The sequence below is a fragment of the Microlunatus sagamiharensis genome (assembly GCF_900105785.1).
Classification (GTDB): Bacteria; Actinomycetota; Actinomycetes; order Propionibacteriales; family Propionibacteriaceae; genus Microlunatus; species Microlunatus sagamiharensis.
The window spans coordinates 3,720,866-3,746,757 of sequence record NZ_LT629799.1; the positions used below are offsets into that span (position 1 = coordinate 3,720,866).

The 25,892-nt window shown below is 72.8% G+C and carries 25 protein-coding genes; 11 read left to right on the plus strand and 14 right to left on the minus strand.

Annotation, left to right across the window (positions count from 1 at the left end; translation table 11 throughout):
- Positions 1-544 precede the first annotated feature (544 nt).
- The 6 genes from dnaB (at position 545) to BLU42_RS20915 (ending at position 6,987) form a co-directional block, all read left to right on the plus strand.
- Positions 545-1,888 (plus strand): replicative DNA helicase, encoded by a 1,344-nt coding sequence (dnaB, locus tag BLU42_RS17180; RefSeq protein ID WP_091080829.1) that lies wholly within the window; start codon positions 545-547, stop codon positions 1,886-1,888.
- Between the two features lie 58 nt (positions 1,889-1,946).
- The gene (locus BLU42_RS17185; protein ID WP_091077199.1) at positions 1,947-3,077 is read left to right on the plus strand and encodes an LLM class flavin-dependent oxidoreductase; all 1,131 of its coding nucleotides are present in this window, start codon (positions 1,947-1,949) and stop codon (positions 3,075-3,077) included.
- Positions 3,078-3,452: 375 nt separating this feature from the next.
- Entirely contained in the window at positions 3,453-4,232 is a 780-nt protein-coding gene (locus tag BLU42_RS17190; protein ID WP_091080833.1) for an alpha/beta hydrolase family protein, read from the plus strand.
- A complete protein-coding gene (locus BLU42_RS17195) occupies positions 4,229-5,608 on the plus strand; it encodes an alpha-L-fucosidase (protein ID WP_091077204.1) in 1,380 nt (459 codons plus the stop codon). Before BLU42_RS17190 ends, BLU42_RS17195 begins: the two co-directional genes overlap by 4 nt.
- Positions 5,609-5,732: 124 nt before the next feature.
- Positions 5,733-6,500, plus strand: a complete 768-nt coding sequence (locus BLU42_RS17200) for an SDR family NAD(P)-dependent oxidoreductase (RefSeq protein ID WP_091077208.1) — start codon at positions 5,733-5,735, stop codon at positions 6,498-6,500.
- 346 nt (positions 6,501-6,846) lie between these two features.
- Positions 6,847-6,987 carry a hypothetical protein gene (locus BLU42_RS20915; protein ID WP_172825816.1) on the plus strand — a complete coding sequence of 47 codons (141 nt, stop codon included), beginning with the start codon at positions 6,847-6,849 and terminating at the stop codon, positions 6,985-6,987.
- Positions 6,988-7,061: 74 nt separating this feature from the next.
- Here the strand turns inward: BLU42_RS20915 and BLU42_RS17205 are convergent, their stop codons facing one another.
- Entirely contained in the window at positions 7,062-7,553 is a 492-nt protein-coding gene (locus BLU42_RS17205) for a hypothetical protein (RefSeq protein ID WP_091077211.1), read from the minus strand.
- Between the two features lie 228 nt (positions 7,554-7,781).
- On the opposite strand from BLU42_RS17205, the gene BLU42_RS17210 reads away from it, so the two are divergent.
- Positions 7,782-8,924 carry a L,D-transpeptidase family protein gene (locus BLU42_RS17210; protein ID WP_231918240.1) on the plus strand — a complete coding sequence of 381 codons (1,143 nt, stop codon included), beginning with the start codon at positions 7,782-7,784 and terminating at the stop codon, positions 8,922-8,924.
- Positions 8,925-8,948: 24 nt separating this feature from the next.
- Here BLU42_RS17210 and BLU42_RS21530 read toward each other — a convergent pair whose 3' ends face one another.
- The 4 genes from BLU42_RS21530 to BLU42_RS17230 all read right to left on the minus strand — a co-directional run bounded on the left by BLU42_RS21530 (position 8,949) and on the right by BLU42_RS17230 (position 11,466).
- A complete protein-coding gene (locus BLU42_RS21530; RefSeq protein WP_157720065.1) occupies positions 8,949-9,170 on the minus strand; it encodes an endonuclease domain-containing protein in 222 nt (73 codons plus the stop codon).
- A 14-nt stretch (positions 9,171-9,184) separates the two neighbouring features.
- Entirely contained in the window at positions 9,185-9,853 is a 669-nt protein-coding gene (locus BLU42_RS21535) for a type IV toxin-antitoxin system AbiEi family antitoxin domain-containing protein (RefSeq protein WP_157720066.1), read from the minus strand.
- 106 nt (positions 9,854-9,959) lie between these two features.
- On the minus strand, positions 9,960-10,727 hold the full coding sequence (map, locus tag BLU42_RS17225; protein ID WP_091077223.1) for a type I methionyl aminopeptidase: 768 nt from the start codon (positions 10,725-10,727) through the stop codon (positions 9,960-9,962).
- A gap of 43 nt (positions 10,728-10,770) precedes the next feature.
- Positions 10,771-11,466, minus strand: a complete 696-nt coding sequence (locus BLU42_RS17230) for a DUF429 domain-containing protein (protein WP_091077228.1) — start codon at positions 11,464-11,466, stop codon at positions 10,771-10,773.
- A 52-nt stretch (positions 11,467-11,518) separates the two neighbouring features.
- Here BLU42_RS17230 and BLU42_RS17235 point away from each other — a divergent pair, with 52 nt between their 5' ends.
- Entirely contained in the window at positions 11,519-12,571 is a 1,053-nt protein-coding gene (locus BLU42_RS17235) for an LLM class flavin-dependent oxidoreductase (RefSeq protein ID WP_091077231.1), read from the plus strand.
- 124 nt (positions 12,572-12,695) lie between these two features.
- On the opposite strand, the gene BLU42_RS17240 is transcribed toward BLU42_RS17235, so the two are convergent.
- Entirely contained in the window at positions 12,696-13,460 is a 765-nt protein-coding gene (locus BLU42_RS17240) for an exodeoxyribonuclease III (protein ID WP_091077234.1), read from the minus strand.
- Between the two features lie 32 nt (positions 13,461-13,492).
- Positions 13,493-15,049, minus strand: a complete 1,557-nt coding sequence (locus BLU42_RS17245) for a molybdopterin-dependent oxidoreductase (protein WP_197680491.1) — start codon at positions 15,047-15,049, stop codon at positions 13,493-13,495.
- An 86-nt stretch (positions 15,050-15,135) separates the two neighbouring features.
- On the opposite strand from BLU42_RS17245, the gene BLU42_RS17250 reads away from it, so the two are divergent.
- Positions 15,136-15,606: a hypothetical protein gene (locus BLU42_RS17250; RefSeq protein WP_091077236.1), complete on the plus strand. Its 471-nt coding sequence runs from the start codon at positions 15,136-15,138 to the stop codon at positions 15,604-15,606.
- A gap of 70 nt (positions 15,607-15,676) precedes the next feature.
- A complete protein-coding gene (locus BLU42_RS17255) occupies positions 15,677-16,555 on the plus strand; it encodes a DUF559 domain-containing protein (RefSeq protein ID WP_091077240.1) in 879 nt (292 codons plus the stop codon).
- Between the two features lie 61 nt (positions 16,556-16,616).
- On the opposite strand, the gene BLU42_RS17260 is transcribed toward BLU42_RS17255, so the two are convergent.
- The 3 genes from BLU42_RS17260 to BLU42_RS17270 are packed head-to-tail and all read right to left on the minus strand — an operon-like array spanning position 16,617 to position 20,874.
- Positions 16,617-18,503: an ABC transporter ATP-binding protein gene (locus tag BLU42_RS17260; protein ID WP_091077244.1), complete on the minus strand. Its 1,887-nt coding sequence runs from the start codon at positions 18,501-18,503 to the stop codon at positions 16,617-16,619.
- A complete protein-coding gene (locus tag BLU42_RS17265) occupies positions 18,500-20,239 on the minus strand; it encodes an ABC transporter ATP-binding protein (RefSeq protein WP_091077248.1) in 1,740 nt (579 codons plus the stop codon). The genes BLU42_RS17260 and BLU42_RS17265 overlap by 4 nt, the downstream gene beginning before the upstream one ends.
- A complete protein-coding gene (locus BLU42_RS17270; protein ID WP_172825817.1) occupies positions 20,233-20,874 on the minus strand; it encodes a TetR/AcrR family transcriptional regulator in 642 nt (213 codons plus the stop codon). Before BLU42_RS17270 ends, BLU42_RS17265 begins: the two co-directional genes overlap by 7 nt.
- 116 nt (positions 20,875-20,990) lie before the next feature.
- Here BLU42_RS17270 and BLU42_RS17275 point away from each other — a divergent pair, with 116 nt between their 5' ends.
- Positions 20,991-21,716, plus strand: coding sequence for an HAD-IA family hydrolase (locus BLU42_RS17275; RefSeq protein WP_231918242.1), 726 nt, complete (start codon positions 20,991-20,993; stop codon positions 21,714-21,716).
- Positions 21,717-21,740: 24 nt separating this feature from the next.
- On the opposite strand, the gene BLU42_RS17280 is transcribed toward BLU42_RS17275, so the two are convergent.
- The 4 genes from BLU42_RS17280 to BLU42_RS17295 form a co-directional block, all read right to left on the minus strand.
- A complete protein-coding gene (locus BLU42_RS17280) occupies positions 21,741-22,298 on the minus strand; it encodes a YbjQ family protein (RefSeq protein WP_091077259.1) in 558 nt (185 codons plus the stop codon).
- Between the two features lie 89 nt (positions 22,299-22,387).
- Complete coding sequence (locus tag BLU42_RS17285) at positions 22,388-23,242, minus strand: transglutaminase family protein (RefSeq protein WP_091080839.1); 855 nt, start codon at positions 23,240-23,242, stop codon at positions 22,388-22,390.
- Entirely contained in the window at positions 23,239-24,168 is a 930-nt protein-coding gene (locus BLU42_RS17290; RefSeq protein ID WP_231918244.1) for an alpha-E domain-containing protein, read from the minus strand. Before BLU42_RS17290 ends, BLU42_RS17285 begins: the two co-directional genes overlap by 4 nt.
- The gene (locus BLU42_RS17295) at positions 24,165-25,859 is read right to left on the minus strand and encodes a circularly permuted type 2 ATP-grasp protein (protein WP_091077262.1); all 1,695 of its coding nucleotides are present in this window, start codon (positions 25,857-25,859) and stop codon (positions 24,165-24,167) included. Before BLU42_RS17295 ends, BLU42_RS17290 begins: the two co-directional genes overlap by 4 nt.
- Between the last annotated feature and the right edge of the window lie 33 nt (positions 25,860-25,892).

Genomic DNA, 25,892 nt, shown 5'->3' on the forward strand with positions numbered 1-25,892 from the left:
TGCGGCCCGACGGTGGAAAACGTGTGGGGACGACGGGGTCCGTAGCGCCTCGTCGGTGCCGTGTCAACGTCAGGTAGCGGTCATGCCGGTCCTGGTCAGACGCGGGTCAGGAACTTTTCCTCCACGGCCTGGTCATAACGTCTTCCCTGGTCAGACGGCACTTGTCTGCCTCGTCCCCCGGTGATCCCCAGGCTTGTCCCCAAGCTGTGCACACGCTCTCAGCGTGTCCTGCACAGGGGCCACCCGGTTGTCCACAGAGGTTGGGGACAAGCGTGTGGTCCTCACAGGCGCAGGCGCGTACGTTCTGCTGATCCCCCGCCGCGGCGGGTCGGCCAGGAGTGGTCGGGACAGCGCGCTGTGTCGGTGCCGGGGTCCTCCTGACGGAGCGGGAAAACTGTCAGCGGGGCCTCCTACCGTCGTCCCGTCTGCACGTGGAGACCCGTCGGCGGAGCCGTGCGCAGACGTCGGCCCGGGGGCAGCAGCCCTGCGGGTCGTGGGGCGTGACGAGGATGAAGGAGCGTGGCCGGTGAGCCTGGCCGAGGTGATGCCGCCGTACTCGGAGACGAGCCGGCCCAACGACCGCACCCCGCCCCAGGACATGGACGCCGAGCAGAGCGTGCTCGGAGCGATGCTCTCCAGCAAGGACGCGATCGCCGACGTCGTCGAGGTGGTGCGCGGCGTCGACTTCTACCGCCCCGCCCACGAGCTCGTCTACGACGCGATCCTCGACCTCTACGGCCGCGGCGACCCCGCCGACGCCGTCACCGTCGCCGACGAGCTGACCAAGCGCGGCCAGATCGCCCGCGTCGGGGGCGCCGGCTACCTCGTCGACCTCATCGGCTCGGTCACGGTCGTGGCCAACGCGAGCTGGTACGCCACCATCGTCCGCGAGAAGGCGGTGCTGCGGCGGCTGGTCGACGCCTCGGTGCGGATCAACCAGATGGGCTACGCCGGCGAGGGCGACGTCGACGAGATCGTCGACCGCGCGCAGGCCGAGGTGTACGCGGTCACGGACCGCCGGGCGTCGGAGGACTACAAGTCCCTCTCGGAGCTGATGCAGCCGACGATGGACGAGATGGAGGCCATCGAGAACCGGGGGGCCGGTCTCGCCGGGATCTCCACCGGCTTCGCCGACCTCGACGAGCTGACCAACGGCCTGCACGGCGGCCAGCTGATCATCGTCGCCGCCCGCCCGGGTTGCGGGAAGTCGACGCTCGCCCTCGACCTCGCCCGCTCGTGCTCGATCAAGCAGGGGCTGACCTCGGCCATCTTCAGCCTGGAGATGAGCCAGATCGAGATCACCATGCGCCTGCTGTCGGCCGAGGCAAGCGTCCCGCTCGGCCACATCCGCGGCGGCCGGATGAACGACGACGACTGGCAGCGCGTCGCGCAGAAGATGGGCCAGGTCGAGTCGGCCCCGCTCTTCATCGACGACTCGCCCAACCTCACGATGATGGAGATCCGGGCCAAGGCGCGCCGGCTCAAGCAGCGCCACGACCTGCGCCTGATCTGCATCGACTACATCCAGCTGATGACCTCGGGCAAGAAGGTCGAGTCGCGCCAGCTGGAGGTCTCCGAGTTCTCCCGGCAGCTCAAGCTGCTGGCCAAGGAGCTCCAGGTGCCGGTCGTCGCGCTCTCCCAGCTCAACCGTGGCCCCGAGCAGCGCACGGACAAGAAGCCGATGCTGTCCGACCTGCGCGAGTCCGGCTCGCTGGAGCAGGACGCCGACATGGTCATGCTGCTCTCGCGCCCCGACCTCTACGACAAGGAGTCCGAGCGCGCCGGCGAGGCCGACTTCGACGTCGCCAAGCACCGCAACGGCCCGACCCGCACCCTGACGGTGGCCTTCCAGGGCCACTACTCGCGGTTCGTCGACATGGCCCGCTGACCCCTCGTCCTCCGAGATCCCTGCCGTCGCGCTAGGGAATCTCGTACGCTCGGTCCCCGTGCCCCTGACGTTCGACTGGTTCCTGCCCACGACCGGCGACAGCCGCTCCCTGGTCGGGGGCGGGCACAGCGTCCCGGCCGACCTCGGACGGGCCGGGGGCGCGCTCGACACGGCCGGACGGTTCCGGGAGCCGGACCTGCGCTACCTGGCCCACGTGGCGCGGACGGCCGAGGACCTGGGCTTCGACGCGGTGCTGACGCCGACCGGCACGCCCTGCGAGGACGCCTGGGTCATCACCTCGGCGCTGATCACGCAGACGGAGCGGCTCAAGTTCCTCGTGGCGCTGCGTCCCGGGCTCATCACCCCGACGCTGCTGGCGCAGATGGCCTCGACCTTCCAGCGCGTCTCGGGCAACCGGCTGCTGCTCAACGTCGTCGTCGGCGGCGACCGTGACGAGCAGCTGCGGTTCGGCGACCGGGTCGCGAAGGACGACCGCTACGCCCGGGCGGCGGAGTTCCTCCAGGTCTTCCGCGGCGCCTTCACCGCCGAGGGGACGAGCTTCAGCGGCGACTGGTACGACGTGACCGACGCGCGGACCCGCCAGCCGGCTCAGGTCCCGGAGATCTACCTCGGCGGATCGTCGCCGGCCGCGGGGCCGGTGACCGCCGAGCACACCGACGTCTACCTGACGTGGGGCGAGCCGCCGGCGGCCGTCGCGGAGAAGATCGCCTGGATCCGCGGTCTGGCCGAGAACGTCGGGCGGACGATCCGCTTCGGGGTCCGGCTGCACACGATCAGCCGGGACCGCACCGAGGAGGCCTGGCGGGTGGCCGACGACATGCTCGCCCAGCTCGACCCGGCCGAGGTGGCCAAGGCGCAGGCCGCGCTCGCGACCAGCGAGTCGGAGGGCCAGCGCCGGATGCGTGCGCTGCACCGGGGCGCCGCGTCGTACGCCGACGCCCGTGAGCTCGAGGTGCACCCGGCCCTGTGGTCGGGCATCGGGCTGATGCGCAGCGGTGCGGGCACCGCGCTGGTCGGCAGCCACTCCGAGGTCGCCGACCTGATCGGGGAGTACGCCGCCGTCGGCGTCGAGGAGTTCGTGCTGTCGGGCTACCCGCACGTCGAGGAGGCGTACTGGTTCGCCGAGGGCGTCCTCCCGGTCCTGCGTCGCCGCGGCCTGCTCGCCTGACCATTACGCCTGACCCGTCCACCTGACCCCGCGTCCCACCCGCGTCCCACCCGGTCCGCCCCTTGTCGGGAACCTGTGCGCGCACAGGTTGCCGACACCGAGCCCAGGTTGCAGCCCGGGCGCAGTGCGGGAGACCTGTGCGCGCACAGGTTCCCGACACCACGGCGGGGCCACCCGCGGCTGCCTCGGCTGCGAACCCCTCGTCGACGGCGCCCGGACGGGCGTCGCGGAAGGAGCCCGACCGTGAGCCCGACGCCGCTGCGACTGAGCCGCCGTCACCTCCTCGCGACCTCGGCCCTCGGTCTGCTGGCGGCCGCGGGCTGCTCGGTGGGAGCCGGGCGGTCGGGCCCGGGGGGCGGGTCGCAGGATGAGGGGGTGCAGACCCTCCGCTACGGCGACCACCCGTCCCAGTACGTCGAGCTCAGCCTCCCCTCCGGCACGAGCGTGGTGCCGGTCGTCGTCGTGGTCCACGGCGGCTTCTGGCGCGACGCGTACGGCGCCGACCTCGGCCGGCCGCTCGCCGCCGACCTCGTGAACCGCGGCTGGGCGGCCCTGAACGTCGAGTACCGCCGGGTGGGCGACAGCCCGACCGACGGCGGTGGCGGGTGGCCCGCGACATGCCTCGACGTCGCCGCGGCGGTGGACACCCTGGCCACCGAGGGCCAGCGCGTCGCCGGCGGACGGCTCGACCTGTCCCGCGTCGTCGCCCTCGGCCACTCCGCGGGCGGCCACCTCGCCGGCTGGCTCGCGAGCCGGACGGGGCAGGAGAGCGGTGCCCCGGGGGCCGACCCGCAGGTCACCCTGTCGGGCGCGGTGATCCAGGCCGGCGTGGTCGACCTGGTCGGCGGCTACGGCGCCGACCTCGGCGGGGGCGCCGTGCCCGGCTTCCTCGGCGGCAGCCCCGAGGAGCTGCCCGACGTGTACGCCCAGGCCTCGCCGACCGCCCGGGTGCCCCTGGGCGTGCCGACCGTCTGCGTCCACGGCCGCTCCGACGACGTGGTCCCGATCGAGCAGTCGGAGACCTTCGTCGCGGCGGCGACGAAGGCCGGCGACTCCGCCGAGCTGCAGGCCTTCGACGGCGACCACATGGACGTCGTCGACGTCGAGCACCCCGGCTACGCGCTCTGCGTCGCGGCGCTGGAGCGGCTGCTGTGAGCGCCGGGGCACCGACCGGCTCCGCCTTCGTCCCCAGCACGACGGTCGAGCAGGGCGACAGCCCCGAGCTCTGGGCGAGCCTGCGGCGCCCGCTGCCCGACTGGTACGCCGGCGCGAAGCTCGGGATCTTCGTGCACTGGGGCCCGTACTCGGTGCCCGCGTGGGCCGAGCCGGTCGGCGCGCTCGGCGCGGTGCCGGAGGACGAGTGGTTCCTCCACAACGCGTACGCCGAGTGGTACTGGAACACGATCCGCATCGAGGGCAGCCCCGCACAGCGCCACCACGCCGAGGTGCACGGCGGTGCGCCGTACGACGAGTTCCTCGACGCCTGGACCGCGCCGGACTTCGACCCGGCGGCGTGGGCGCGCCTGTTCGCCGCGGCCGGTGCGGAGTACGTCGTGCCGACGACCAAGCACCACGACGGCGTCGCCCTCTGGGACGCGCCGGGTACGGGCGCCCGCAACACCGTGCACCGCGGCCCGCGCCGCGACCTCGTCGGCGAGATCGCCGAGGCCGTGCGCGCCGAGGGGATGCGCTTCGGCGTCTACTACTCCGGCGGCCTCGACTGGTCGGTGACCGACCTCCCGCCGCACACCACCTTCGACGAGGTCTCCTCGCTGCGCCCGACCGACGCCGCGTACAACCTGTACGCCGGCGCGCACGTCGCCGACCTCGTGCGCCGCTACGCCCCGAGCGTGCTCTGGAACGACATCGACTGGCCCGACAGCGGCAAGTGCGGCGGCCCGGGCTCGCTGCACGCGCTCTTCGAGGCCTACTACGCGGCCGTGCCCGAGGGCGTGGTCAACGACCGCTGGGGCGACACCCACCACGACTTCGTGACCAGCGAGTACGAGCACAAGCGCGAGCACGAGGGCGACGAGCCGTGGGAGCACAACCGCGGCATCGGCTGGTCCTTCGGCCACAACCGGGTGGAGGACGAGAGCCAGTCGCTCGACGCCCGCGCGCTCGCCCGGCACCTGACCGACGTGGTCTCGCGCGGCGGGCGGCTCCTGCTCAACGTCGGCCCGACGGCCGAGGGCACCCTGCCGCCCGTGCAGCAGCGGGCCCTCGAGGGCCTGGGTCGATGGATGGCCGGGGCGAAGGAGCTGCTGCGCATGTCGACCCCGGTCCCGGTCGGGACCGCCCGTTCCGGCGAGGAGCCCTGGACGCGCTGGCTCGCCGTGCCCGGCGCGCTGGTCGCGGTCCTCGACGCCGACGGCACCGTCCCCCTCGACGTCGACCCCTCGGCCGTGGCTGCCGGCGACCTGAGCGTCGCGAACGGCAGCGCTGACGTCGCCCTCGAGGAGGGCCGTCTCGTCGCCCGGGTCACGCATTCGCCGGACGGCCCGGCCCTGCTGCGGCTGCCCGTCCGCTGAGCCGTCCTCGGCGCTCATCTGAGCGTGTTCAGGTACGCAGAGGAGTGGACGTGAGGTGCGTCGAGGGGGTCGTTCGCCTACGGTGAGCGGGTCGGGACCGTCCCGGCGGTGATAGGAGCGTGGCATGCCTGTTCTGGACCGTTTCCGTCTCGACGACAAGGTCGCCGTCGTCACCGGGGGGACCCGTGGCCTCGGCCGCGGCTTCGCCACGGCGCTGGGCGAGGCGGGGGCCAAGGTCGTCGTCGTCGGCCGTGACGACGCCCTGGGCGACGAGGTCGTGGCCGACCTCGAGGGTCGCGGCGTCGAGTCGATCTACGTGCACGCCGACATCACCGTCCCCAGCGAGGTCGAGCGGGTCCTCGAGCGGACGCTGGAGAAGTTCGGCAAGGTCGACATCCTCGTGAACAACGCGGGCACCTGCGTCCACGCGCCGGCGCTCGAGGTCACGGCCGAGGACTGGAAGTCGGTCATGACGACCAACGTCGACGCCCTGTGGACCTGCTCGCGGGTCTTCGGCCAGCAGCTCGTCGAGCAGGGTGGCGGCACCATCGTCAACATCGGCTCGATCTCGGCCATGATCGTCAACCGCCCGCAGTGGCAGCCCGGCTACAACGCCTCCAAGGCCGCCGTGCACCAGCTGACCAAGAGCCTCGCCGCCGAGTGGGCCCCGCACAACATCCGCGTCAACGCGCTGGCCCCCGGCTACGTGAAGACCGAGATGGCGCCGGTCGACGAGCCGCAGTACCGCCGGCAGTGGATCGAGGACGCCGCGATGCAGCGCTACGCCACCGTCGAGGAGATCGCTCCGCTCGTGGTCTTCCTGGCCAGCGACGCCGCCTCGTTCATGACCGGCAGCGTGCTCGTCGCCGACGGCGGCTACACGCTCTTCTGAGTCGCACCCGGTCGTGCCGCCGTCCGCGGCGGCGCGGCCGCGCGGGTGACGCGTACGAGAGCTGGGATGGGTGACCCGCCGTCGAGCTCCCCGGGACTCGTCCAGCGGGTCACCCCCGGACGGCCGGCGGGAGCAACGGCCCCCCGCGGGACGCTCCCCCAACGGTGGGTCCAGCCTCCCTGCTCCTGCTCGGCAGGACGACGTTAGGCCGTGCACCGCCACACTGTCAGCAGATCAGGGTTTTCTGGGTGGAACCTCAGCCCAGGACCAGTGCCCGGGCCCCGTGGGTCACCTGCTCCACCCGGCTACCGTTGAAGGTCTCCACCTCGACTCCCAGGAGCGTCCGATGAGCATGATCAAGTCGATTCTCAAGACCGCCGTGGCGGCCAAGGCCGTGCAGCTCGTCTCGCGCGAGCTGCAGAAGCCGGAGAACCAGCGCAAGCTCAAGGAGGGCCTGAGCAAGCTGGCCAAGCAGCGCCGCCGCTGACCTTCGTACGCACCGGAGCCCGGACGCCTGACGGCGTCCGGGCTCCGTCGTCCCCGGGACCGTCCGCAGCGCCTTCAGCTGCTGCCGACGGCGAAGAGTCCGATCATCAGCAGCACGACGCCGAGCATCAGCACCCCGACGAGGCTCAGCACGACCGCGGTCACGACCTTGTTGGGACGTCCGCCCACGACCACGACGGTCGAGCCCGTCGTGAGGTTCTGCACCGTGGCGACGTTCCAGCGGTTCGTCGCGTCGGCCGGACCGGCCAGCTCGATCCAGTCCCCGTCACGGACCGTCCCGGACAGCGAACGGCCCCGCATCAGCACGTCCAGCGGCTGCGGGTTGCCGGGCTCGGCCAGCCGGAACTCGAGCACGGTCAGCCCGAGGGTCTGCTGGTTGCTGCCCACCTGCGACTCCTGACGTACCAGGACCCCGTACGCCCGCCCGGCCCGGGCACCGGGGCTCACCGGGCGCGGGGGCAGCTCGGAGACGGGCAGGAGCGGCTGGCCGGCCGGCTCGGGCCGGCGGTCCTCGGGACCGGGGGACCCGTACGGGGAGAAGCTCATGCGCGGCATCCTGCCGCGTCCGCGGGTCGTCCGCAGGGCTTGACGGGTCCTGCGGGCCACGCGTCGGTCACGGTCGCGTCACGCCGGGACGGCGACCGCGCGGGGGTCGGCGCGAGGTCACGGGGTGGGAACTGTTCACCCGCGAGAGGGTGACGTCGGCGCCCGTGTGAATTAGCGTGACGCGGACGACGTGGCCGGACGGCGGTCGCGGCAACGCTGGGGGACGACGTGCGGACACACCCACGCAGCACCGCGAGGGCGGGCTGGGTCGGCGGCCTGGCCGCTGCCGCCCTGGTGCTGGCCGGTTGCGGAACCGTCCCGGCCGGGCCCGTCGGCGCGGCCGAGACGCAGCCGCCGGCTGCGACCGAGGCCCCGACCAGCGCCACGGCGACGCCCGGTGCGACGCCGACGGAGGCGGGCCCATCGACCCCCAGCGCGAGCCCGACCACGAAGCCCGCGTCCGACAAGGCGGCGAGCACCAGGCCCGCGCTCCTGCTGGAGAAGGGCGACAAGGGCGAGAAGGTCCGCGACCTGCAGGTCCGGCTGCGCGACCTCGACTGGTACTCCGGCTCGATCACCGGGACGTACGCCGCGAGCACGGTCACCGGGGTGAAGGGGTTCCAGGGCAAGCGCGGGCTGAAGAAGACGGGTTCGGTCGACGCGACGACCTGGAAGCAGCTGACCAAGCGCACGTCGGCCTCGACGAAGGACGAGCGCCACAACGTGCTGCGCCCCGGCAAGGCGATCTACCGGCAGGGCTCGAGCGGCGACAAGGTGCGCGACCTGCAGGCGCGGCTCAAGCAGATCGGCTGGTTCTCCGGCTCGGTGACCGGGACCTACGGCAGGGCGACGGCCAGCGGCGTGAAGGGGTTCCAGGGCAAGCGGGCCATCCCCGTCACCGGCGACGTCGACGCCCGGACCTGGAGCCGCCTCACCGCGATGACGCGCACGCCGACCGAGGACGCCAAGCACAACCGCACGCCGAAGCCGTCGAAGGCCGGGCTCGACAGCCGGTGCCTGACCGGCCGGGCGATCTGCATCAGCAAGAGCAGCAACTCGCTCACCTGGGTGGTCGACGGCAAGCCGCAGCTGCGCATGGACGTGCGGTTCGGCGCGGTCGGCACGCCGACGCGGGAGGGGACCTTCAGCATCCAGCGCAAGGAGCGCGACTGGACCTCGACGATCTACCACTCGAAGATGCCGTACTCGATGTTCTTCTCGGGCGGCCAGGCCGTGCACTACAGCTCCGACTTCGCCGCCCGCGGCTACGCCGGCGCCTCGCACGGCTGCGTGAACGTCCGCAACCTTCCCGCCCTCCAGACCCTGTTCGCCCAGGCCCGGACCGGTGACAAGGTCATCGTCTACCGCTGAGAACTTCTCGCCCTGGAAGCACCGTCACGGTTCACCAGTGGCGAGAAGTTCTCTGACCGTCGCGACGAAGCCCTCGGGGTCGCCGAGGAGGTCGTCCCAGCAGAAACGTCTGATCGTCCAGCCGTCGCGCATCAAGGCGTTGGATCGCCGCAGGTCCGAGCGGAACGCGACTGCCCCGGAGTGGAAGGCGTAACCGTCGAGCTCGATGGCCAGTCTTCTGTCCGGGAACGCGATGTCGATCTCCACCGACCGGCCGCTGCTCAGCCTGACGACGAGGTTCGGCTCGAAACCAGTGATGCCGGCGTCCCTGAGCAGCGAGACAGCCAGCCGCTCGAGCTCGGAATGAGCGCGGCCGCCCGTGCGGGCCAGCAGGTCCGCATGGTTGAGCTGCCCCAGCATCCGGGATGGCGTGCCAGTGCGCGCTCGAGGTCGATCTGACGAACAGCGCGGGTCTGCTTGGCCCGATCGATCAGGGCGACGCCGGCTCCGGCGCGTCGGCGCTCGATGAGGGCGCTGGTACGCAGCACTGCGAGCGGCCGGCTCATCGTCAGGAGCGAGCGGTGACGCCAGCGGTCCTGCGGGTCGACGAAGGCCGCGCTCAGCTGCACCCGATCAGTGCTTCGGCAGCGCGTCGGGCCGACGAACGACCAGCGGATCGGTGGGTCCTCGAGCACGCCCCACCACCAGGCGGCCGTCTCGTCCGCGAGCAGGACATCGGGTCCGAGCCACAGCCTGGCCGCCCACAGGCCGGTCTCCACGAGGGGGACGGCGGCGTGCAGCCGGAAGACTCCGGGGTGCTCCCTGATCCACTCCTGCCGGGCGAGCAGCCCGGCGATCTCCCGGTCCGAGAGCCCGGCTTCCCGGGCCTGTGCGCGCGACACCGTCCCGGCCTGACGGAGGAGGTGCTGACGGACGAGTGCGTTCTCCACGTCCGGGTCATCAGGACCTGAGCCCCGGTCGTGCCGGGCCTGGCCGGATCTGTGCACAACTTCTTGCCGTCAGCGCACCGTGACGGTGCACCGAGGGCGAGAACTTCTAGCCGCGCGAGGTGAGGACGAGCGGACCGTCCTCGGTGATGGCGATCGTGTGCTCGGAGTGGGCGCCGCGGGAGCCGTCGCGGCTGCGCAGCGTCCAGCCGTCGGCGTCGGTGTAGATCTTGTCCGTGCTCTCGCAGAACCAGGGCTCGATGGCGATGACCAGGCCCGGCTTGAGCGTGAGGCCGCGGCCGCGGCGGCCGTCGTTGGCGACGTGCGGGTCGCCGTGCATGGTGCGGCCGACGCCGTGGCCGCCGAAGTCGGTGTTGATCTTGTACCCCGCGTGGTTGGCCACCCGGGCGATGGCGAAGGAGATGTCGCCGACCCGCGCGCCGGCCTGGGCGGCCTCGATGCCCGCGGCGAGCGCCTCCTGCGTGGTGTCGATCAGCCGCTGGTCCTGCTCGCGCACCTGCCCGACGACCACGCTGACCGCGGAGTCGGAGACCCAGCCGTCGACCGACGCGGCGAAGTCCACGCTCAGCAGGTCGCCGTCGGCGAGGACGTAGTCGTGGGGGAGGCCGTGCAGGACGGCGTCGTTGACCGAGGTGCACAGCACCTTGCCGAAGGGGCTGGCGCCGAAGGACGGGTGGTAGTCGATGTAGCAGGACTCCGCGCCGCGCTCGACGATCATCTCGTGGGCCAGCCGGTCGAGCTCGAGCAGGTTCACCCCGACGTCGGCCTTGGCGACCAGCGCCGTCAGCACGTCGGCGACGAACCGTCCGGCGGGGCGCATCTGCTCGATCTCGGCGGGGGTGCGGTACTCGATCACGCCCGTGATTCTGCCCCAGCGGCCAAGGTCCGAGCGCCGGCCGTCACGCCCAGATCGCCGCGCTCAGCCCGTACGGCACGCGCTGCGGCGGGTCCGGCAGGCTGACGGCCTCGCCGCGGAGCAGGCGGAGCGCGGTCCAGGCGACCGCCGCGGCGTCGACCACGTCGTCCGGTCCCGCCGACCCCGTGTCGCCGGTGAGGCGGGTGAGGTCGACGCCCGCGGCGGCCAGGAGGGCCACGCGCTCCTGCTGCCCGGCCCACGTCTTCTTCGCGTGCTGCGCCGGCCGGCCGGCCATCGTCGCGAACGTGACCTCGGGGTGAACCTCGGCGACCCGGTCCTCCCCGCCACGGACCAGCTCGTCGACCTCCAGCACCTTGCCCCGCAGCCCCCAGGCCTGGATCGAGAACCCGCCCCCGCTGCGCTTCCGGCTCACTGCCACGCCCGTCGCGTGGTCGGCCACCTCGAGCGCCGCGCGGACGGGAGTGGTGAAGATCGACGAGCGTCGCCGCCCGAGCACCGCGGCCGCGAGGCGGTCGGCGTCGCGCCAGCCCTCGTCGAGCAGGCCGATCGGGATGTCGACGCCGACCCGCGCCACCGACCCGTCACGGTCGGCCAGCGCGAGCAGCGTGCGCAGGTCGGGTGCTGCGTAGGCCCGGGGTCCGTCGGGGTCCGGGGCCACGCCGACCCAGCCGTCGCGGCAGCCGTCGACCCCCAGCACGCGCGTCGCTGTCACCGTCACCGCGCCGGTCTACCACCGGAATGACGGGCGGACGGACCGGGTTGCACCTGGCATGAGCATCCGCCGGCTGTCCGTCCTCGACCTCATCCCCGTCCGCGACGGGCAGACCACGGGCCAGGCGCTGGCCGCGAGCGTGGCGCTGGCGAGGCGGGCGGAGTCGGCCGGCTTCCACCGCTACTGGGTCGCCGAGCACCACAACATGCCGGCCGTCGCCTCGACGAACCCGCCCGTCCTCATCGCCATGCTCGCCGGCGCGACCGAGCAGCTGCGGGTGGGCTCGGGCGGCATGATGCTGCCGAACCACGCCCCGCTCGTCGTCGCCGAGCAGTTTGCGCTGCTCGAGGCCGCGTACCCCGGTCGGATCGACCTCGGCATCGGCCGTGCGCCCGGCAGCGACCCGGTCACGAGCTGGGCCCTGCGCCACGGCGGCCCGCAGACCGGAGACGCCGACCGCTTCGGAGAGCACGTCGACAACCTCATCGCGATGATGGAGCCGGCCGGCGTCGGCCTCAGCCTCCAGGGCCGCTCGTACGGCCTGCGCGCCACGCCGCAGGCGGTCGGCCGCCCGACCCCGTGGCTGCTCGGCTCGTCGGACTACTCCGCGCGGCTCGCCGCCGAGAAGGGGCTGCCGTACGTCTTCGCGCACCACTTCTCCGGCGACAGCACCGCCGAGGTGCTCGACCTCTACCGCAGCGCCTTCCGCCCCTCCGACGTCAGCCCGGCGCCGCAGACCTTCCTCACCGTCAACGTCGTCGTCGCCCCCACCCAGGAGGAGGCCGACCGGCTGGCCAAGCCGTACGTCCTGGCGATGGTCGCGCTGCGCACCGGCGGGGAGCTGCGCCCGCAGATCAGCGTCGAGGACGCCGCCGACGTGCGGCTCCCGGAGTCCCACGCCGCGCTCGCCGCGCAGATGAGCGAGCGCTGGGTCGTCGGCACGCCCGAGACCGCGGCCCGCCAGCTCGAGGAGCTGGCCGACCACTTCGGCGTCGACGAGGTGATGGTCCACCCGGTCGCCGGCGCCTCGAACAGCGACCCGTTCGACCGCAACCCGGCCCGCGAGGAGAGCCTCGACCTGCTCGCCTCGGCGGTGTTCGCGACCGCCTGAGCGGGCTGACGCTCCCTGAGCCTGTCGAAGGGCCTCGAAGAGGTCGGCGCTGTCCTAGGGAAGAACGTCAACCCGTTCCGGGCCCTTCGACAGGCTCAGGGAGCGTCCTCGCACTTCTCGAGGTTCAGGGAGCGCTGGGCAGGGTCAGGTCGACCACCACCGGCGCGTGGTCGGAGGGCCCGGTGCCCTTGCGGGCCTCGCGGTCGACGTACGCGTCCTGGACCGTGACCGACGGGCTCAGCAGGACGTAGTCGATCCGCATGCCCAGGTCCTTGTGGAACATCCCGGCGCGGTAGTCCCAGTAGGTGAAGGGCCGGTCGTTCTTGCCCGGGCGCGCGGTGACGTCGACCAGGCCCCAGTCGATCAGCGACTCGAGCGCCTCCCGCTCCGGCGGGGTCACGTGCGTGCTGCCCGAGAACTTGGCGATGTCCCACACGTCGGCGTCGGTGCGCGCGACGTTGAAGTCGCCCATGATCACCAGCGGCTGCGCCGGGTCCTGCTCGTCGAGGGTGGCGCGCAGCTGGGCGAACCACTCCAGCTTGTACGCGTAGTGCGGGTCGTCGACCGAGCGCCCGTTGGGCACGTAGACGCTGACGGTCCGCAGCCCGCCGCAGTCCGCGGCGGCGTAGCGGGGCTCCTCCATCCCGGGCAGCTGCCGCGAGACGGGCTCGAGGCCCACCCGGGAGAGGACGGCGACGCCGTTCCAGCGGCCGTCGCCGACGTGCATCACCTCGTAGCCGAGCTCGGCGACCTCCGCGGTCGGGAAGCCGGCCTCGTTGGTCTTGGTCTCCTGCAGCGCGACGACGTCGGGCTCGCGGGTCTGCAGCCAGTCGAGGAGGCGCGGGAGCCGCGCCCCGACCGAGTTCACGTTCCAGGTCGCGATGCGCACGCGCCCATCCTGCCCGGTCCGGGCAGGGTCGCTCAGCGGACGGTGACGCGTACGGAGTGGTAGCCGGTGGCGCCGTCCGGGGCGGGCGGCGCCTCGTCGGCGACCTGCAGCTCGCCCTTCGCGTCCGTCGCGCGGACGGTCAGCCGGTGGTCGCCGGGCGTCGCGTCCCAGGCGTAGCGCCACTGGCGCCACGTGTCGGGTCCGGTGACCTCGGCCAGCTCGGCGCGCGCCCACGGTCCGTCGTCCACCTGGACCTCGACCTGCCCGATACCGGTGTGCTGCGCCCAGGCGACGCCGGCGACCGCGACCGTCCCGGCACCGACGCTGCTGCCCGGCACGTCGATGCGGGAGGCGAGCTTGATCGGCCCGCGCTCCGACCAGCCGAGCGGGGTCCAGTAGCCGGCGTCCTCGGCGAAGGTGGTCACCTTCAGCTCGACCACCCACTTGGTCGCGGACACGTAGCCGTACAGGCCGGGCACGACCATGCGTACGGGGAAGCCGTGCTCGAGGGGGAGGGGTTCGCCGTTCATCCCGACGGCCAGCAGGCAGGCGCGCCCGGTGTCCTGCAGGACGTCGAGCGGCGTGCTCGCCGTGAACCCGTCCTCGCTCGTCGAGAGCACCATGTCGGCCCCGGCCTGCGGGCGTGCCCGGGCCAGGAGCTCCCGGATCGGGAAGCCGAGCCAGCGCGCGTTGCCGACGAGGTTGCCGCCGATCTCGTTCGAGACGCAGGTCAGGGTGGTCACGTGCTCCTCGAGGGGCTCGGCGAGCAGCTCGTCGAAGGTCATCGTGACCTCCTCCTCGACCATCCCGGTGACCGTGATGCTCCACTTCTCCGGGTCGATCACCGGCACCTGGAGGGCGGTGTCGATGCGGTAGAAGTCGTCGTTCGGGGTGATGTACGGGCTGAGGTCGGCGATCCCGAGGTCGGCACCGGCCGGCACCGCGGGAGCGGGGGTCGTGGGCGTCGGGAGGCGGAGGTTCGCCCGGGCGTCGCTGATCCGGTTCGCTGCGCCGACGAGCAGGCGCCCACCGACGGCGGCCACGGCGGCCGCCCCGCCCCAGAGGGCGGTGGCCACCAGGAAACGCCGGCGCGACGGGTCGCTCGCGTCGTCCGGGCCGGGGAGGACGCGGGCCGGGTGCCACTGCCGGAGCCTCGTCAGGAGGCTGCTGAGCAGGATGGCGGCCAGCAGCATCCCGACGAGGGTGGGGACGTAGGCCTTGACGTCGGTGCCCGAGCCGAGCGCGACCCCGACGAGCCCGATCGCGGCGACGAGGGCGAAGACCGCCGTGCCACGGCCCTTGCGCCGGAGCTCGGCGACGCCGCCGAACGCGCAGAGCGCCAGGACGCCGACGGCGATGATGACCAGCAGCACCGGCTTGTCGGCGCCGCCCAGGAAGTCCTTGCCGAAGTTCACCATCCCGGCGGGCAGCAGGTCGATGATCACGCTGCCGACCGCCGCGAGCGGGGAGCCGGCCGGGGTGACCAGCCGGGCGGCGAGGTCGGAGACACCGATGCCGGCGAGCCCGGCGATGACACCGCAGAGCGCGGCCCACCGGGTCTGCAGACGGGACGGGAGCGGGCGCAGCACCTGTCCATGGTCCGTCGCGCACGACGCGCTCACAACGTCTACGCAGAACTGACCCCGGACGGCCTCCCCGGGGCTAGCGTGCCGCCATGAGGCTGAGGTGCTCGTCCCTGCAGGCGTGCGCGCCCGACCGGCTCGCCGCCGAGCTCTCCCGACCCGTGCTGCTGTGCCGGATCGCGTGGCCGCTGCTCACCTTCACCCCGGTCGACCCGCCCGTGCTCGAGGAGCGGTGGACGACCAAGCCGTACGTCTTCGCGCTGCGCCTGGGCGGCCGGCTCGGGCTGGGGGAGCACACGATCGAGCCGCGCACCCCGACCCGGCCCGACGAGGTGTGGCACGACGCCGGGCACAGCGACCTCGTGCACGTCTGGGACCACCGGGTCGACCTCGCGGAGTTCTACGGGATGACCCGGTACACCGACGTCGTCGAGGTGCGCGCCGGGGCGCTGACGCCGGTGGCCTGGCTCTTCGCCCAGGTCTTCTACCGCCACCGCCAGCGCCGCCTCAACCGCCTCGTGGCCCGCGGCCTGCTCGAGCGCCGGGAGCCCGCCGCACTCTGAGCCCGCGCCGACACCACAGGCGGGTTCTCGGACGACACCCCCGACAACACCCGCGTGACTTCATGGTGCCGTGCGCCTTCAGGACGAGGTTCGAGACGTCGTACGACGCGAGGGAGTCATCGCGCGGAAGGACCACCCCGAGCTGGCCGGGGCCATCAAGACGTTGGTGGGCCGTGGTGACCTGGTGCCGGTGCTGCCCGGGGTGTACGCCCGGCCAGAGGCCCACGACCTCGGGACGAGGGTGCGGGCTCTGGTGCTGAAGGAGCCCAACGCAGTCGTGACGGGCGACGCCGCAGCCCGTCTGGTCTTCTGGCCGGAGCTGGCCGGGTCGACCGTCGAGGCCGCGGTGCCGTGGCAGCGTGTCGACCCGCCGGGCTTTCGCTTCTCGCGCCGGAAGGTCCCGGCCGAGCTGGTCGTGCAGCGCGGGCCGCTCAGACTCACCGATCCGGCTCTGACGGCGCTGGACCTGTGCGCCTCGCGCGGTGGAGACGGTATCGACCGGGCGCTGCGGGCGCGGGCGACGACGCTCGCCCGGATGCGTCGCGCCCTGGATCTGGCGCCGGGTCGAGCGGGCAACCGGGACCGTCGCTGGTTCCTGGTGGACTCGCGGGACGAGCCCTGGTCGGCGGCAGAGCGGCGGTGCCACCGCCTGCTGCGGCAGGCCCGGATCACGGGGTGGAGGAGCAACCTCCCGGTAGACGTGCGCGGCCGGCGCTACTACCTCGACGTCGCCTTCCCGCGGTTGCGCCTCGTCCTGGAGATCGACGGGCGCCTGCACGAGGACGAGCGCGAGGTCTTCGAGAACGACCGCCGGCGTCAGAACGACCTCGTCCTCGAGGGCTGGACCGTCCTGCGCTTCACCTGGCGCATGCTCGACGAACAACCACAGCTCGTGCTCGACCTCGTTCTGGAGGCCGTCGCTGCGCTTTCTAGCGCCAGTCGGGCGTAAGCCGCCACGCTGAGCGCTTGCCGCAGCCCAGAGGTCCGACTGGCGCTAGAAAGTGCAGTCGCTACTCGACGGCCGCGGCGAACTGGGCCTCGTAGAGGCGCCAGTAGGCGCCGCGGCGCTCGAGCAGCTGCTCGTGGCTGCCCTGCTCGACGATCGCCCCGGCCTCCATCACCAGGATCACGTCGGCGTCGCGGATGGTGGAGAGGCGGTGGGCGATGACGAAGCTCGTCCGCTCCGAGCGCAGCGCAGCCATCGCCTGCTGCACCAGCACCTCGGTGCGGGTGTCGACCGAGCTGGTCGCCTCGTCGAGGATCAGCAGGGTCGGGTCGGCCAGGAAGGCCCGCGCGATGGTGATGAGCTGCCGCTCGCCCGCGCTGACGTTGCTGCCCTCCTCGTCGATGACCGTGGCGTAGCCGTCGGGCAGCGACCGGACGAACCGGTCGACGTAGGTGGCCTCGGCCGCGGCGAGGATGTCGGCCTCGCTCGCGTCGGGGCGGCCGTAGGCGATGTTGTCGTGGATCGAGCCGTGGAAGAGCCAGGTGTCCTGCAGCACCATCCCGACCTCCGAGCGCAGCGCCGCGCGCGGCACCGTGGCCACGTCGACCCCGTCCAGCAGGATCCGCCCCGACTGTGGGTCGTAGAAGCGCATCAGCAGGTTGACCAGCGTGGTCTTGCCCGCACCGGTCGGGCCGACGATGGCCACCGTCTGCCCGGGCTCGGCGGTGAGCGACAGGCCCTCGATGAGGGGCTGGTCCTCGACGTAGGAGAAGGACACGTCGTCGAACTCCACGCGCCCCCGCACGACGGGCAGACCGGCGCCACCGTCGACCGTCTGCTCCTCGGCGTCGAGCACCTCGAACACCCGCTCCGCCGACGCGACGCCGGACTGCAGCAGGTTGGCCATCGACGCCACCTGGGTCAGCGGCTGGGTGAACTGCCGGCTGTACTGGATGAACGCCTGCACGTCGCCCAGCGACAACGTCCCGCTCGCCACGCGGAGCCCGCCGACGACGGCGATGACGACGTAGTTGAGGTTCCCGATGAAGAACATCGACGGCATGATCAGCCCCGAGATGAACTGCGCCCCGAAGCTCGCCCGGTAGACGGCATCGTTCCGCTCGGCGAAGACCTGCTCCACCTCGCGCTGGCGCCCGAACACCTTGACCAGCGACTGCCCGGTGAAGGCCTCCTCGATGTGGGAGTTCAGCTCGCCGGTCGAGCGCCACTGGGCCACGAACATCCGCTGCGCGCGCTTGCCGATCACCGTGGTCAGCAGCACCGAGACCGGGATGGTCACCAGCGCGATGACCGCCAGCACCGGCGAGACCACGAACATCATCACGGTCACGCCGATCACCGTCAGCAGCGAGGTGAGCAGCTGGCTCAGCGTCTGCTGCAGCGACTGGGCCACGTTGTCGATGTCGTTGGTGACGCGGCTGAGGAGCTCGCCGCGGGTCTGCCGGTCGAAGTACGACAGCGGCAGCCGGTTGATCTTGGTCTCCACGCCGTCGCGGAGCCGCCGCACCGAGCGCTGCACGGCCCCGTTGAGCAGGTAGCCCTGCAGCAGCAGCGCCAGCGAGCTGACCAGGTAGAGCCCGAGCGCGAGCAGCAGGGTGTCGCCCAGCGCCCGGAAGTCGACCGGCCCCCGCCCGGTCACGCCGGCGAAGATGATGTCGGTCGCGTGCCCGAGGATCCGCGGGCCGAGGACGCTCATGACGATGCCGGCGACGGCCAGCACGATGGCCCCGACCAGCACGCCGCGCTCGGGCCGCAGCTGCTGCAGGAGCCGGCGCAGCGAGGGCAGGAAGTTCAGCGACTTCTCCTGCACCCGGCCCCCGAACGGTCCGCCGCCGGGACCGCCCCGGGCCTGGGCGGCGTACGCGGGACGCTCGGGCGCCTTGGCCGCCGGGCCGGCGGGGGCGGGGCGCGGGGTGGTGGGCGTGCTCACGCGAGGACCTCCTGGGCGCTGCGCTGGGAGTCGACGATCTCGGCGTACGTGGGGCAGCCCTCGAGGAGCTCGGTGTGCGTGCCCTGGCCGACCACCCGGCCGTCCTCGAGGACGACGATCAGGTCCGCCTCGCGGATGGTGGCCACGCGCTGGCCGACGATGATCACGCAGGCCCCGGCGGTCTCCCGCGCGAGCGCCGTACGCAGCCGGGCGTCGGTCGCGACGTCGAGGGCGGAGAAGGCGTCGTCGAAGACGTAGACCTCGGGCCGCTTGACCAGGGCTCGGGCGATGGCGAGCCGCTGGCGCTGGCCGCCGGAGACGTTCGTGCCGCCCTGGGAGACCGGCGCCTCCAGGCCCTCGGGCATCGCGCGGACGAAGTCCTCGGCCTGGGCCGTGCGCAGGGCCGCCCAGAGCTCGTCGTCGGTCGCGTCGGGGTTGCCGTAGCGCAGGTTGCTCGCGACCGTCCCGCTGAACAGGAACGCCCGCTGCGGCACCAGCCCGATCCGGCTCCACAGCGCCTCGGGCTCGAGGTCGCGCACGTCCACGCCGTCGACCTCGACCCGCCCCGTGGTGGCGTCGAACAGCCGCGGCGCGAGCGAGACCAGCGTCGTCTTCCCCGAACCGGTGGACCCGATGATCGCCGTGGTCTGACCGGCCTGCGCCGTGAACGTCACGTCGTGCAGCACCGGGGAGTCGGCGCCGGGGTAGGTGAAGCCGACGTGGTCGAAGCGGACCTGGGCGGTCGTGGTGCCCGAGGTGAGGCCCTCTGCGGGCGGCACGACGGAGGACTCGGTGGCCAGGACCTCGCCGATGCGCTCGGCGCAGACCGCGGCGCGCGGGGCGATCATGAGCAGGAACGTCGCCATCAGCACCGACATGAGGATCTGCACCAGGTAGGTGAGGAAGGCGGTGAGCGCACCGATCTGCATCTCCCCGGCGTCGATGCGCCGCGCGCCGAACCACAGCACGGCGACGCTGGAGAGGTTGAGCACGAGCATGACGATCGGGAACATCGCCGCCTGGTAGCGCCCGACGGAGGTCTGGGTGGCGGTCAGCTCGGCGTTCGCACGGCCGAAGCGGTCGGCCTCGAAGGGCTCCCGGACGAACGCCCGTACCACCCGGATGCCGGTGATCTGCTCGCGCAGCACGCGGTTGACCGTGTCGATCCGGGTCTGCACGACGCGGAACAGCGGCCGCATCTTCCAGATCAGCAGGCCGATCGAGACGACCAGCAGCGGCACGGCGACGATGATCAGCCAGCTGAGCACGACGTCCTCGCGCAGCGCCATGACGACTCCGCCGACCATGGTGATCGGGGCGGCGACGAAGACGGTGGAGGAGAGCAGGGCGAGCAGCTGGACCTGCTGGACGTCGTTGGTCGTCCGGGTGATCAGGGAGGGCGCGCCGAAGTGGTTGACCTCGCGGGCGGAGAAGGACAGCACGCGGTCGAACACCGCCGCGCGGACGTCGCGGCCGAAGCCCATCGCGGCCCGGGCGCCCAGGTAGGTCGCGGCCGCGGCGCAGACGATCTGCACGACGCTGACGGCGAGCATGACCCTCCCGGTGCGCCAGATGAAGGCGGTGTCGCCGCGCACGACGCCCTGGTCGATGATCGCGGCGTTGAGGCTGGGCAGGTAGAGCGAGGCCAGCGTGCCGACGAGCTGCAGGACGAGCACGCCCAGCAGCAGGCGGCCGTACGGGGCCAGCAGGCGCTCGCGGAGGAGCTTGATCAGCACGGGGTCTCCTGGGTTCGGCAGGGGTGCGCGGGGGTGCGGGCGATCCCGTGCAGCACGAGGTCGACGATGCGGTCGGGCCGGGCGAGGGACTCGTCGCCGAGCAGCGGGTGGGTGAGGGAGAAGACGGCGGCCCGCAGCGCGGTGACGGCCTCGGCGGTCGTGAACCGCAGCTGGTCGGTGTCGGGGCCGATGAGGTCGGCGAGCACGAGCTCGAGCTGCTCGCGGTCGTGCTGCTGCTTCGCGTGCAGCGACTCGTGCGCGGGCGGCTCCTCGCCGTCCTCGCGCGCCCAGCCCGGGCGCAGCCGCAGCGCGTGGAAGAGGGCGAAGACCCGGCGGGTCCGGTCCTGCAGGATCGTGACCGCCCTCACCAGCCGTACGGGCAGGGGCAGGTCCCGGTCGATGGCCAGGATCGCGTCGCGGGACCGCTGCTCGTCGAAGACCTCCTCGATGACGGCGTCGATCAGCTCGTCCTTGGTCGCGAAGGCGCGGAAGATCGTCCCCTCCGCGACGCCGGCCGCCTCGGCGATCTGACGGGTGCTGATGTCGCGGCCGTAGCGCTCGAGGAGGGGTTCGGTGGCGCTGATGAGCGCCGAGCGGCGGTCCTCCAGCGGCAGGGGGGCAGCACGGGGTGGCACGACGAAGACCATATGAGTGAGCACTCACTCACGCAAGGGCTCTGTCGGAGCAGCCGCCCGCTCGGGGGTGGTTCCAGGGTCAGGGGTTTGGGCGCGACACGGGGGAGCGGCACCGGGTGGGCGAGGATGGGGGCCTCGCCGGCCAGCAGGCCGGCCCGGGCGGAGGAGTGGGTGTGGGGCTGAACGGGCTCGAGGACAAGGTCTTCGACGCGGTCCTGTTCGACATGGACGGCACGCTGGTCGACTCGACGGCGGCGGTCTACCGCGCCTGGGCCGCCTGGGCGGTGGAGCACGGCATCTCGGAGGAGCAGATGCGCGGCCACGACGGGATCCCCGCCGCGAGCATCGTGGCCAAGTTCCTGCCCGAGGCCGAGCGCGAGGCCGGGGTGCTCCGCATCAACGAGCTCGAGCTGAACGACACCGGCGGCCTGCTGGTGCTGCCCGGTGCCTCGGAAGCCCTCGCCGCGCTGGTCGGCGCGCCGAACGCCATCGCCACGTCCTGCACGATGCCGCTGGCAAAGGCCCGGATCGCCTCGTCGGGGCTGGCCGCGCCGAGCGTCCTCGTGACCGCCGACCAGACCGAGCACGGCAAGCCGGCGCCCGACCCCTACCTGCTCGCCGCCGAGCGCCTCGGGGTCGACCCGACGCTCTGCCTGGTCGTGGAGGACGCCCCGCTCGGCCTCCAGGCCGCGAAGGCGGCCGGCTGCGCGACGCTCGCCGTCGTCACCACGACCGCGCGCGAGAAGCTCGACGCCGACGCCGTGGTCACGAACCTCGCCGAGGTCCGCTTCGAGGCCGGGCCCGACGGCATCCGCGTGCGCCCCGCCCCCGTCGAGGCCTGAGGACCGGGGCGACCGAGACCGTTCTCAGAAGGACGACGTGGGCGCGGCCTGCTCCGCGCCCGCGTCCGCCACGGGGGCGAGCGTCACCGCGGTGCCGTACGCGACGACCTCGCTGAGCGACTGCGTGATCTCGCTGCAGTCGAACCGCAGCCCGACGATCGCGTCGGCCCCCGCCTCCCGGGCCATGTCGACGACCTTGGCGATCGCGTCCTGGCGGGAGTCGGTCAGCATCGCGGTGTAGCCCTCGACGACGCCGGCGTTGCGCAGGTCCGGACGCAGCTCGCGGGTGCGGGCCACGACCGAGACGACCGGGCCGAGTACGTCCGCGGTCTCGCGGCCGGGCACGACGTCCATCGTCACGACGGGCATCCCGAACCGCCGCAGCGACGGGCGCGCGGGCGGCGGCGGGGACCACTGCTGCTGGCCGTACTGCCCGTAGCCCTGCTGCGGGGCCTGGCCGTAGCCCTGCTGGCCGTAGCCCTGCGGCTGCGGCTGGCCGTAGGGCTGCTGGGGCTGGCCGTACGGGTTCGGCTGGCGGCCCGGCTGCCCGTAGGGGGGCTGCTGGCCGTACGGGTTGCTCATGGCCTCAAGATATCCGGCGCCAGGAGCGCGCGGCAGGCGATCCGGCGCCCTCCGACGGCGGTGTCGCGCCGTAGGGGGACCCGTCCGGCTCAGCCGAGCTCGGTCATCGACACGGTCACGAACATCTCCGACGAACCGCCCGAGTACGTCCCCCGCAGCGGGGCGACGTCGCCGTAGTCGCGGCCCTGCCCGACACGCACGTAGCGGTCGGTGAGGCGCCGGCCCTGGGTCGGGTCGTAGGAGACCCACGACCCGCACCACCACTCGACCCACGAGTGGCTCTCGCCCACGACCGTGCTGCCCACCGAGCCGTCGCGCCCCGGGTGGAGGTAGCCCGAGACGTAGCGCGCCGGGAGCCCGATCGAGCGCAGCGCGCCCAGGGCCACGTGGGTGTAGTCCTGGCACACGCCGGTGCCCAGCTCCCAGACCTCGGCGGCGGTGCTGTTCACCGTGGTCGAGCCTCGGCGGTAGGAGAGCCGGTCGTGCACGATCCGGCAGACGTCGAGCCCGGCGAGGCGCGGCGGCTGCTGCGCCACCTCGGCGACCCGGGCGGTGAGCTCGGGCGGCGGCGCCGTGCGGGTGGTCACGGTGAGGAAGTCGGTCATCGGGTCGATGACGCCGCGGTCGCGCAGGGCCGGCCAGCCGAGGTCGTTGCGGGCCGGGCGGCGCTCGGTGTCCCAGGCGATCTCGTCGCCTCGGGTGTCGACGACGGCCTGGGAGTGCACGGTCAAGCGCTCGTGCGGCTCGTGGAGCTCGAAGGTGGTGACGTTCGTGCCCCAGTAGTCGACGTAGCTGAAGCTCCAGGCCGTCGGCTCGATGGTGATCCGGCTGGTCCAGACCGTCTGCCCGTCGCGGGTCTGCGGCGCCATCCGCGCCTCGTTGTACGACGAGCGCACCGGTGAGTCGTAGCGGAAGCCGGTCTGGTGGTCGATCGACAGCCTCATCGCGTCCCCTCCGTCACCCACGCGTGTTGGTCCTCCGCGGCGAAGTACTGCCGCGTCACGAGCTCGGTCACCGCGGCGGTGACGTCCTGCACCGCGCCCATCTCCTCGTCGAGGTGGGCCACCAGGTGGTGCATGTCGGCGTACTCGAGGCGGGCCCGCAGCTGGCCGAGCTGGCGCCGGGCCTGCGAGGCGCGTCCGGAGCCGGTCGGGTCGTCTACCGCGAGCTTGGCCAGGCAGTCGGAGGCGGCGTTGAGCCCGTGCATGATCGAGCGCGGGAAGCGGGCGTCGAGGATGAGGAACTCGGCCGCCGACACGTCGTCGTGCACCCCGCGGTAGGTGCGCAGGAAGGCGTCGTGGCCGCCGCAGCCGCGCAGCACCGACGGCCACTGGGCCGCGCCGCCGGAGACCGACGCCGAGGCCACCAGGCGCGAGGTCATGTCGGCCTGCTCCAGGCAGCGGCCCAGCGACAGGAACTGCCACCCGTCGTCGCGGACCATCGTGCCGCGGGCGATGCCGCCGAACATCGCGCTGCGCTCGCGGGCCCAGTTCAGGAAGCTGTTGGCGCGCGCCACCCCGAAGCCGCCGGAGGGCAGCTGGTGCCAGGTGGTGTTGATGCACTCCCACAGGTCGAGGGGGATGACCTCGCGGGCCCGCCGGGCGTTGTCCCGGGCGGCCGCCCAGCAGGAGAAGATCGAACTCGGCTCGCGGCGGTCGTACGCGAGCAGGCGCAGCAGGTCGAGGTGGGTCGGTTCCTCGACCCCCTCGACGCTCATCAGCGCGAGCAGGTTGGCGCTGGTCTGGATCTCGCTGGAGCTGTCCTCCACGAGCAGGCGCAGGTGGGTCTGCAGGAGCCGGGCCGTGTCCTCGGCCCGCTCGACGTAGCGCCCGATCCAGAACATCGACTCCGCGATGCGGCTGAGGATCATCGGGCCACCTCCCCGGCGTCCGGCCCCGCGTCGGGACCGGCCTGCTGCTGCTGCTCCTCCTGCTGGCGGTGCCCGGCGCCGCGCGGCTCGACGTCGACCCGCCGGCGCCCGACCAGCAGCGGCACCACGGGGCGCGGGAGCACCCGCTCGGCCGGGACCTCGGCGTCCGGCGCCGTCTGCACGGCCGCGGCCTCCTCCGGGGCCTGCTCCTCGGCCCGCAGCTCGGCCTCGACCGCGTCGGCGGTCTCCAGCAGGCGGGGGAGCGACGGGCTGATCACCCAGGTGTCCTTGCTGCCGCCGCCCTGGCTGCTGTTGACGACCAGCTCGCCCTCGGGGAGGGCGACGCGGGTGAGGCCGCCGGGCAGGACGTAGATGCCGTCGCCGCTGTTCACCGCGAAGGGGCGCAGGTCGACGTGGCGAGGCCGCAGGCTGTCGTCGATCAGCGTCGGCACGGTCGAGAGCTGCACGACCGGCTGCGCGATCCAGCCGCGCGGGTCGGCGACCACCCGGGCGCGCAGCGCGTCGAGCTCCTCGCGCGTCGCCCGCGGGCCGATGACGATGCCCTTGCCGCCGGAACCGTCGACGGGCTTGACCACCAGCTCGTCGAGGCGGTCGAGGACCTCCTCGCGGGCCTCGTCCTCCTCCAGGCGCCAGGTGTCGACGTTGCGGACGACCGGCTCCTCGTGGAGGTAGTAGCGGATGAGGTCGGGCACGTAGGTGTAGATCAGCTTGTCGTCGGCCACGCCGTTGCCGATGGCGTTGGCCAGCGCGACGCCGCCGGTGCGCACGGCGTTGGTGAGCCCGGGCACGCCGAGCATCGAGTCGCTGCGGAAGAAGACCGGGTCGAGGAAGTCGTCGTCGAGGCGGCGGTAGATCACGTCGACCCGGCGCAGGCCGGCCGTGGTGCGCATGTAGACCTTGCCGCGGCGGCACTCGAGGTCGCGGCCCTCGACGAGCTCCACGCCCATCGTGCGGGCGAGCAGGGTGTGCTCGAAGTAGGCGGAGTTGTAGACGCCGGGGGTGAGCACGACGACGTTGGGGTCGTCGGTCGACGGCGAGGCCTTGCGCAGCGCCTGGAGCAGCCGGGCCGGGTAGTCCCCGACGCCGCGGATCCGCTGGTGGGCGAAGGCGTCGGGCAGCGCCGTGACCATGGCCGTGCGGTTCGTCATCACGTACGAGACGCCGCTCGGCACCCGGAAGTTGTCCTCCAGCACGCGCACGTCGCCCTCGGGCGTCCGGATGAGGTCGACGCCGGAGACGTGGATGCGGACGCCGTTCGGCGGGCGCACGCCCCACACCACGCGGTGGTAGTGCGAGGAGGAGGTGATGAGCTGGCTGGGGATGACGCCGTCGGAGATGACCTTGGCGTCGGAGTAGACGTCGTCGAGGAAGAGCTCCATCGCCCGGACCCGCTGGGCGACGCCGGCCTCGATCGTGTCCCACTCGGCCGCGGCGATGACGCGCGGCACCAGGTCGAGCGGGAAGGGCCGCTCGACGCCGCCGACGTCGAAGGTGACGCCGGCCTGCGTGTAGTTGCTGGCCAGCGACTCCGCGATCGCCTTGAGCTCCGCGGGCGTCGACTGCGCGAGCGAGGCGTGGACGGCGCGATAGCTCGGCCGCACGTTGCCGTCCGGGTCGACCATCTCGTCGAACGCCGCGCCCGGGCGGTACTCGGACAGGACGTCGCGCATGGCGCTGACCCTACTCAGCGTGCCCGGCCTCAC

Excerpts from the sequence above, each read along its gene's own strand:
- BLU42_RS17250 (WP_091077236.1), top strand. The coding sequence starts at position 15,136 with ATGAGGCTGAGGTGCTCGTCCCTGCAGGCGTGCGCGCCCGACCGGCTC.
- BLU42_RS20915 (WP_172825816.1), top strand. The coding sequence starts at position 6,847 with ATGAGCATGATCAAGTCGATTCTCAAGACCGCCGTGGCGGCCAAGGCC.
- dnaB (WP_091080829.1), top strand. The coding sequence starts at position 545 with ATGCCGCCGTACTCGGAGACGAGCCGGCCCAACGACCGCACCCCGCCC.
- BLU42_RS17200 (WP_091077208.1), top strand. The coding sequence starts at position 5,733 with ATGCCTGTTCTGGACCGTTTCCGTCTCGACGACAAGGTCGCCGTCGTC.
- BLU42_RS17280 (WP_091077259.1), bottom strand. The coding sequence starts at position 22,298 with ATGAGCAACCCGTACGGCCAGCAGCCCCCCTACGGGCAGCCGGGCCGC.
- BLU42_RS17205 (WP_091077211.1), bottom strand. The coding sequence starts at position 7,553 with ATGAGCTTCTCCCCGTACGGGTCCCCCGGTCCCGAGGACCGCCGGCCC.
- BLU42_RS17235 (WP_091077231.1), top strand. The coding sequence starts at position 11,519 with ATGAGCATCCGCCGGCTGTCCGTCCTCGACCTCATCCCCGTCCGCGAC.
- BLU42_RS17285 (WP_091080839.1), bottom strand. The coding sequence starts at position 23,242 with ATGAGGCTGTCGATCGACCACCAGACCGGCTTCCGCTACGACTCACCG.
- BLU42_RS17295 (WP_091077262.1), bottom strand. The coding sequence starts at position 25,859 with ATGCGCGACGTCCTGTCCGAGTACCGCCCGGGCGCGGCGTTCGACGAG.
- BLU42_RS17290 (WP_231918244.1), bottom strand. The coding sequence starts at position 24,168 with ATGATCCTCAGCCGCATCGCGGAGTCGATGTTCTGGATCGGGCGCTAC.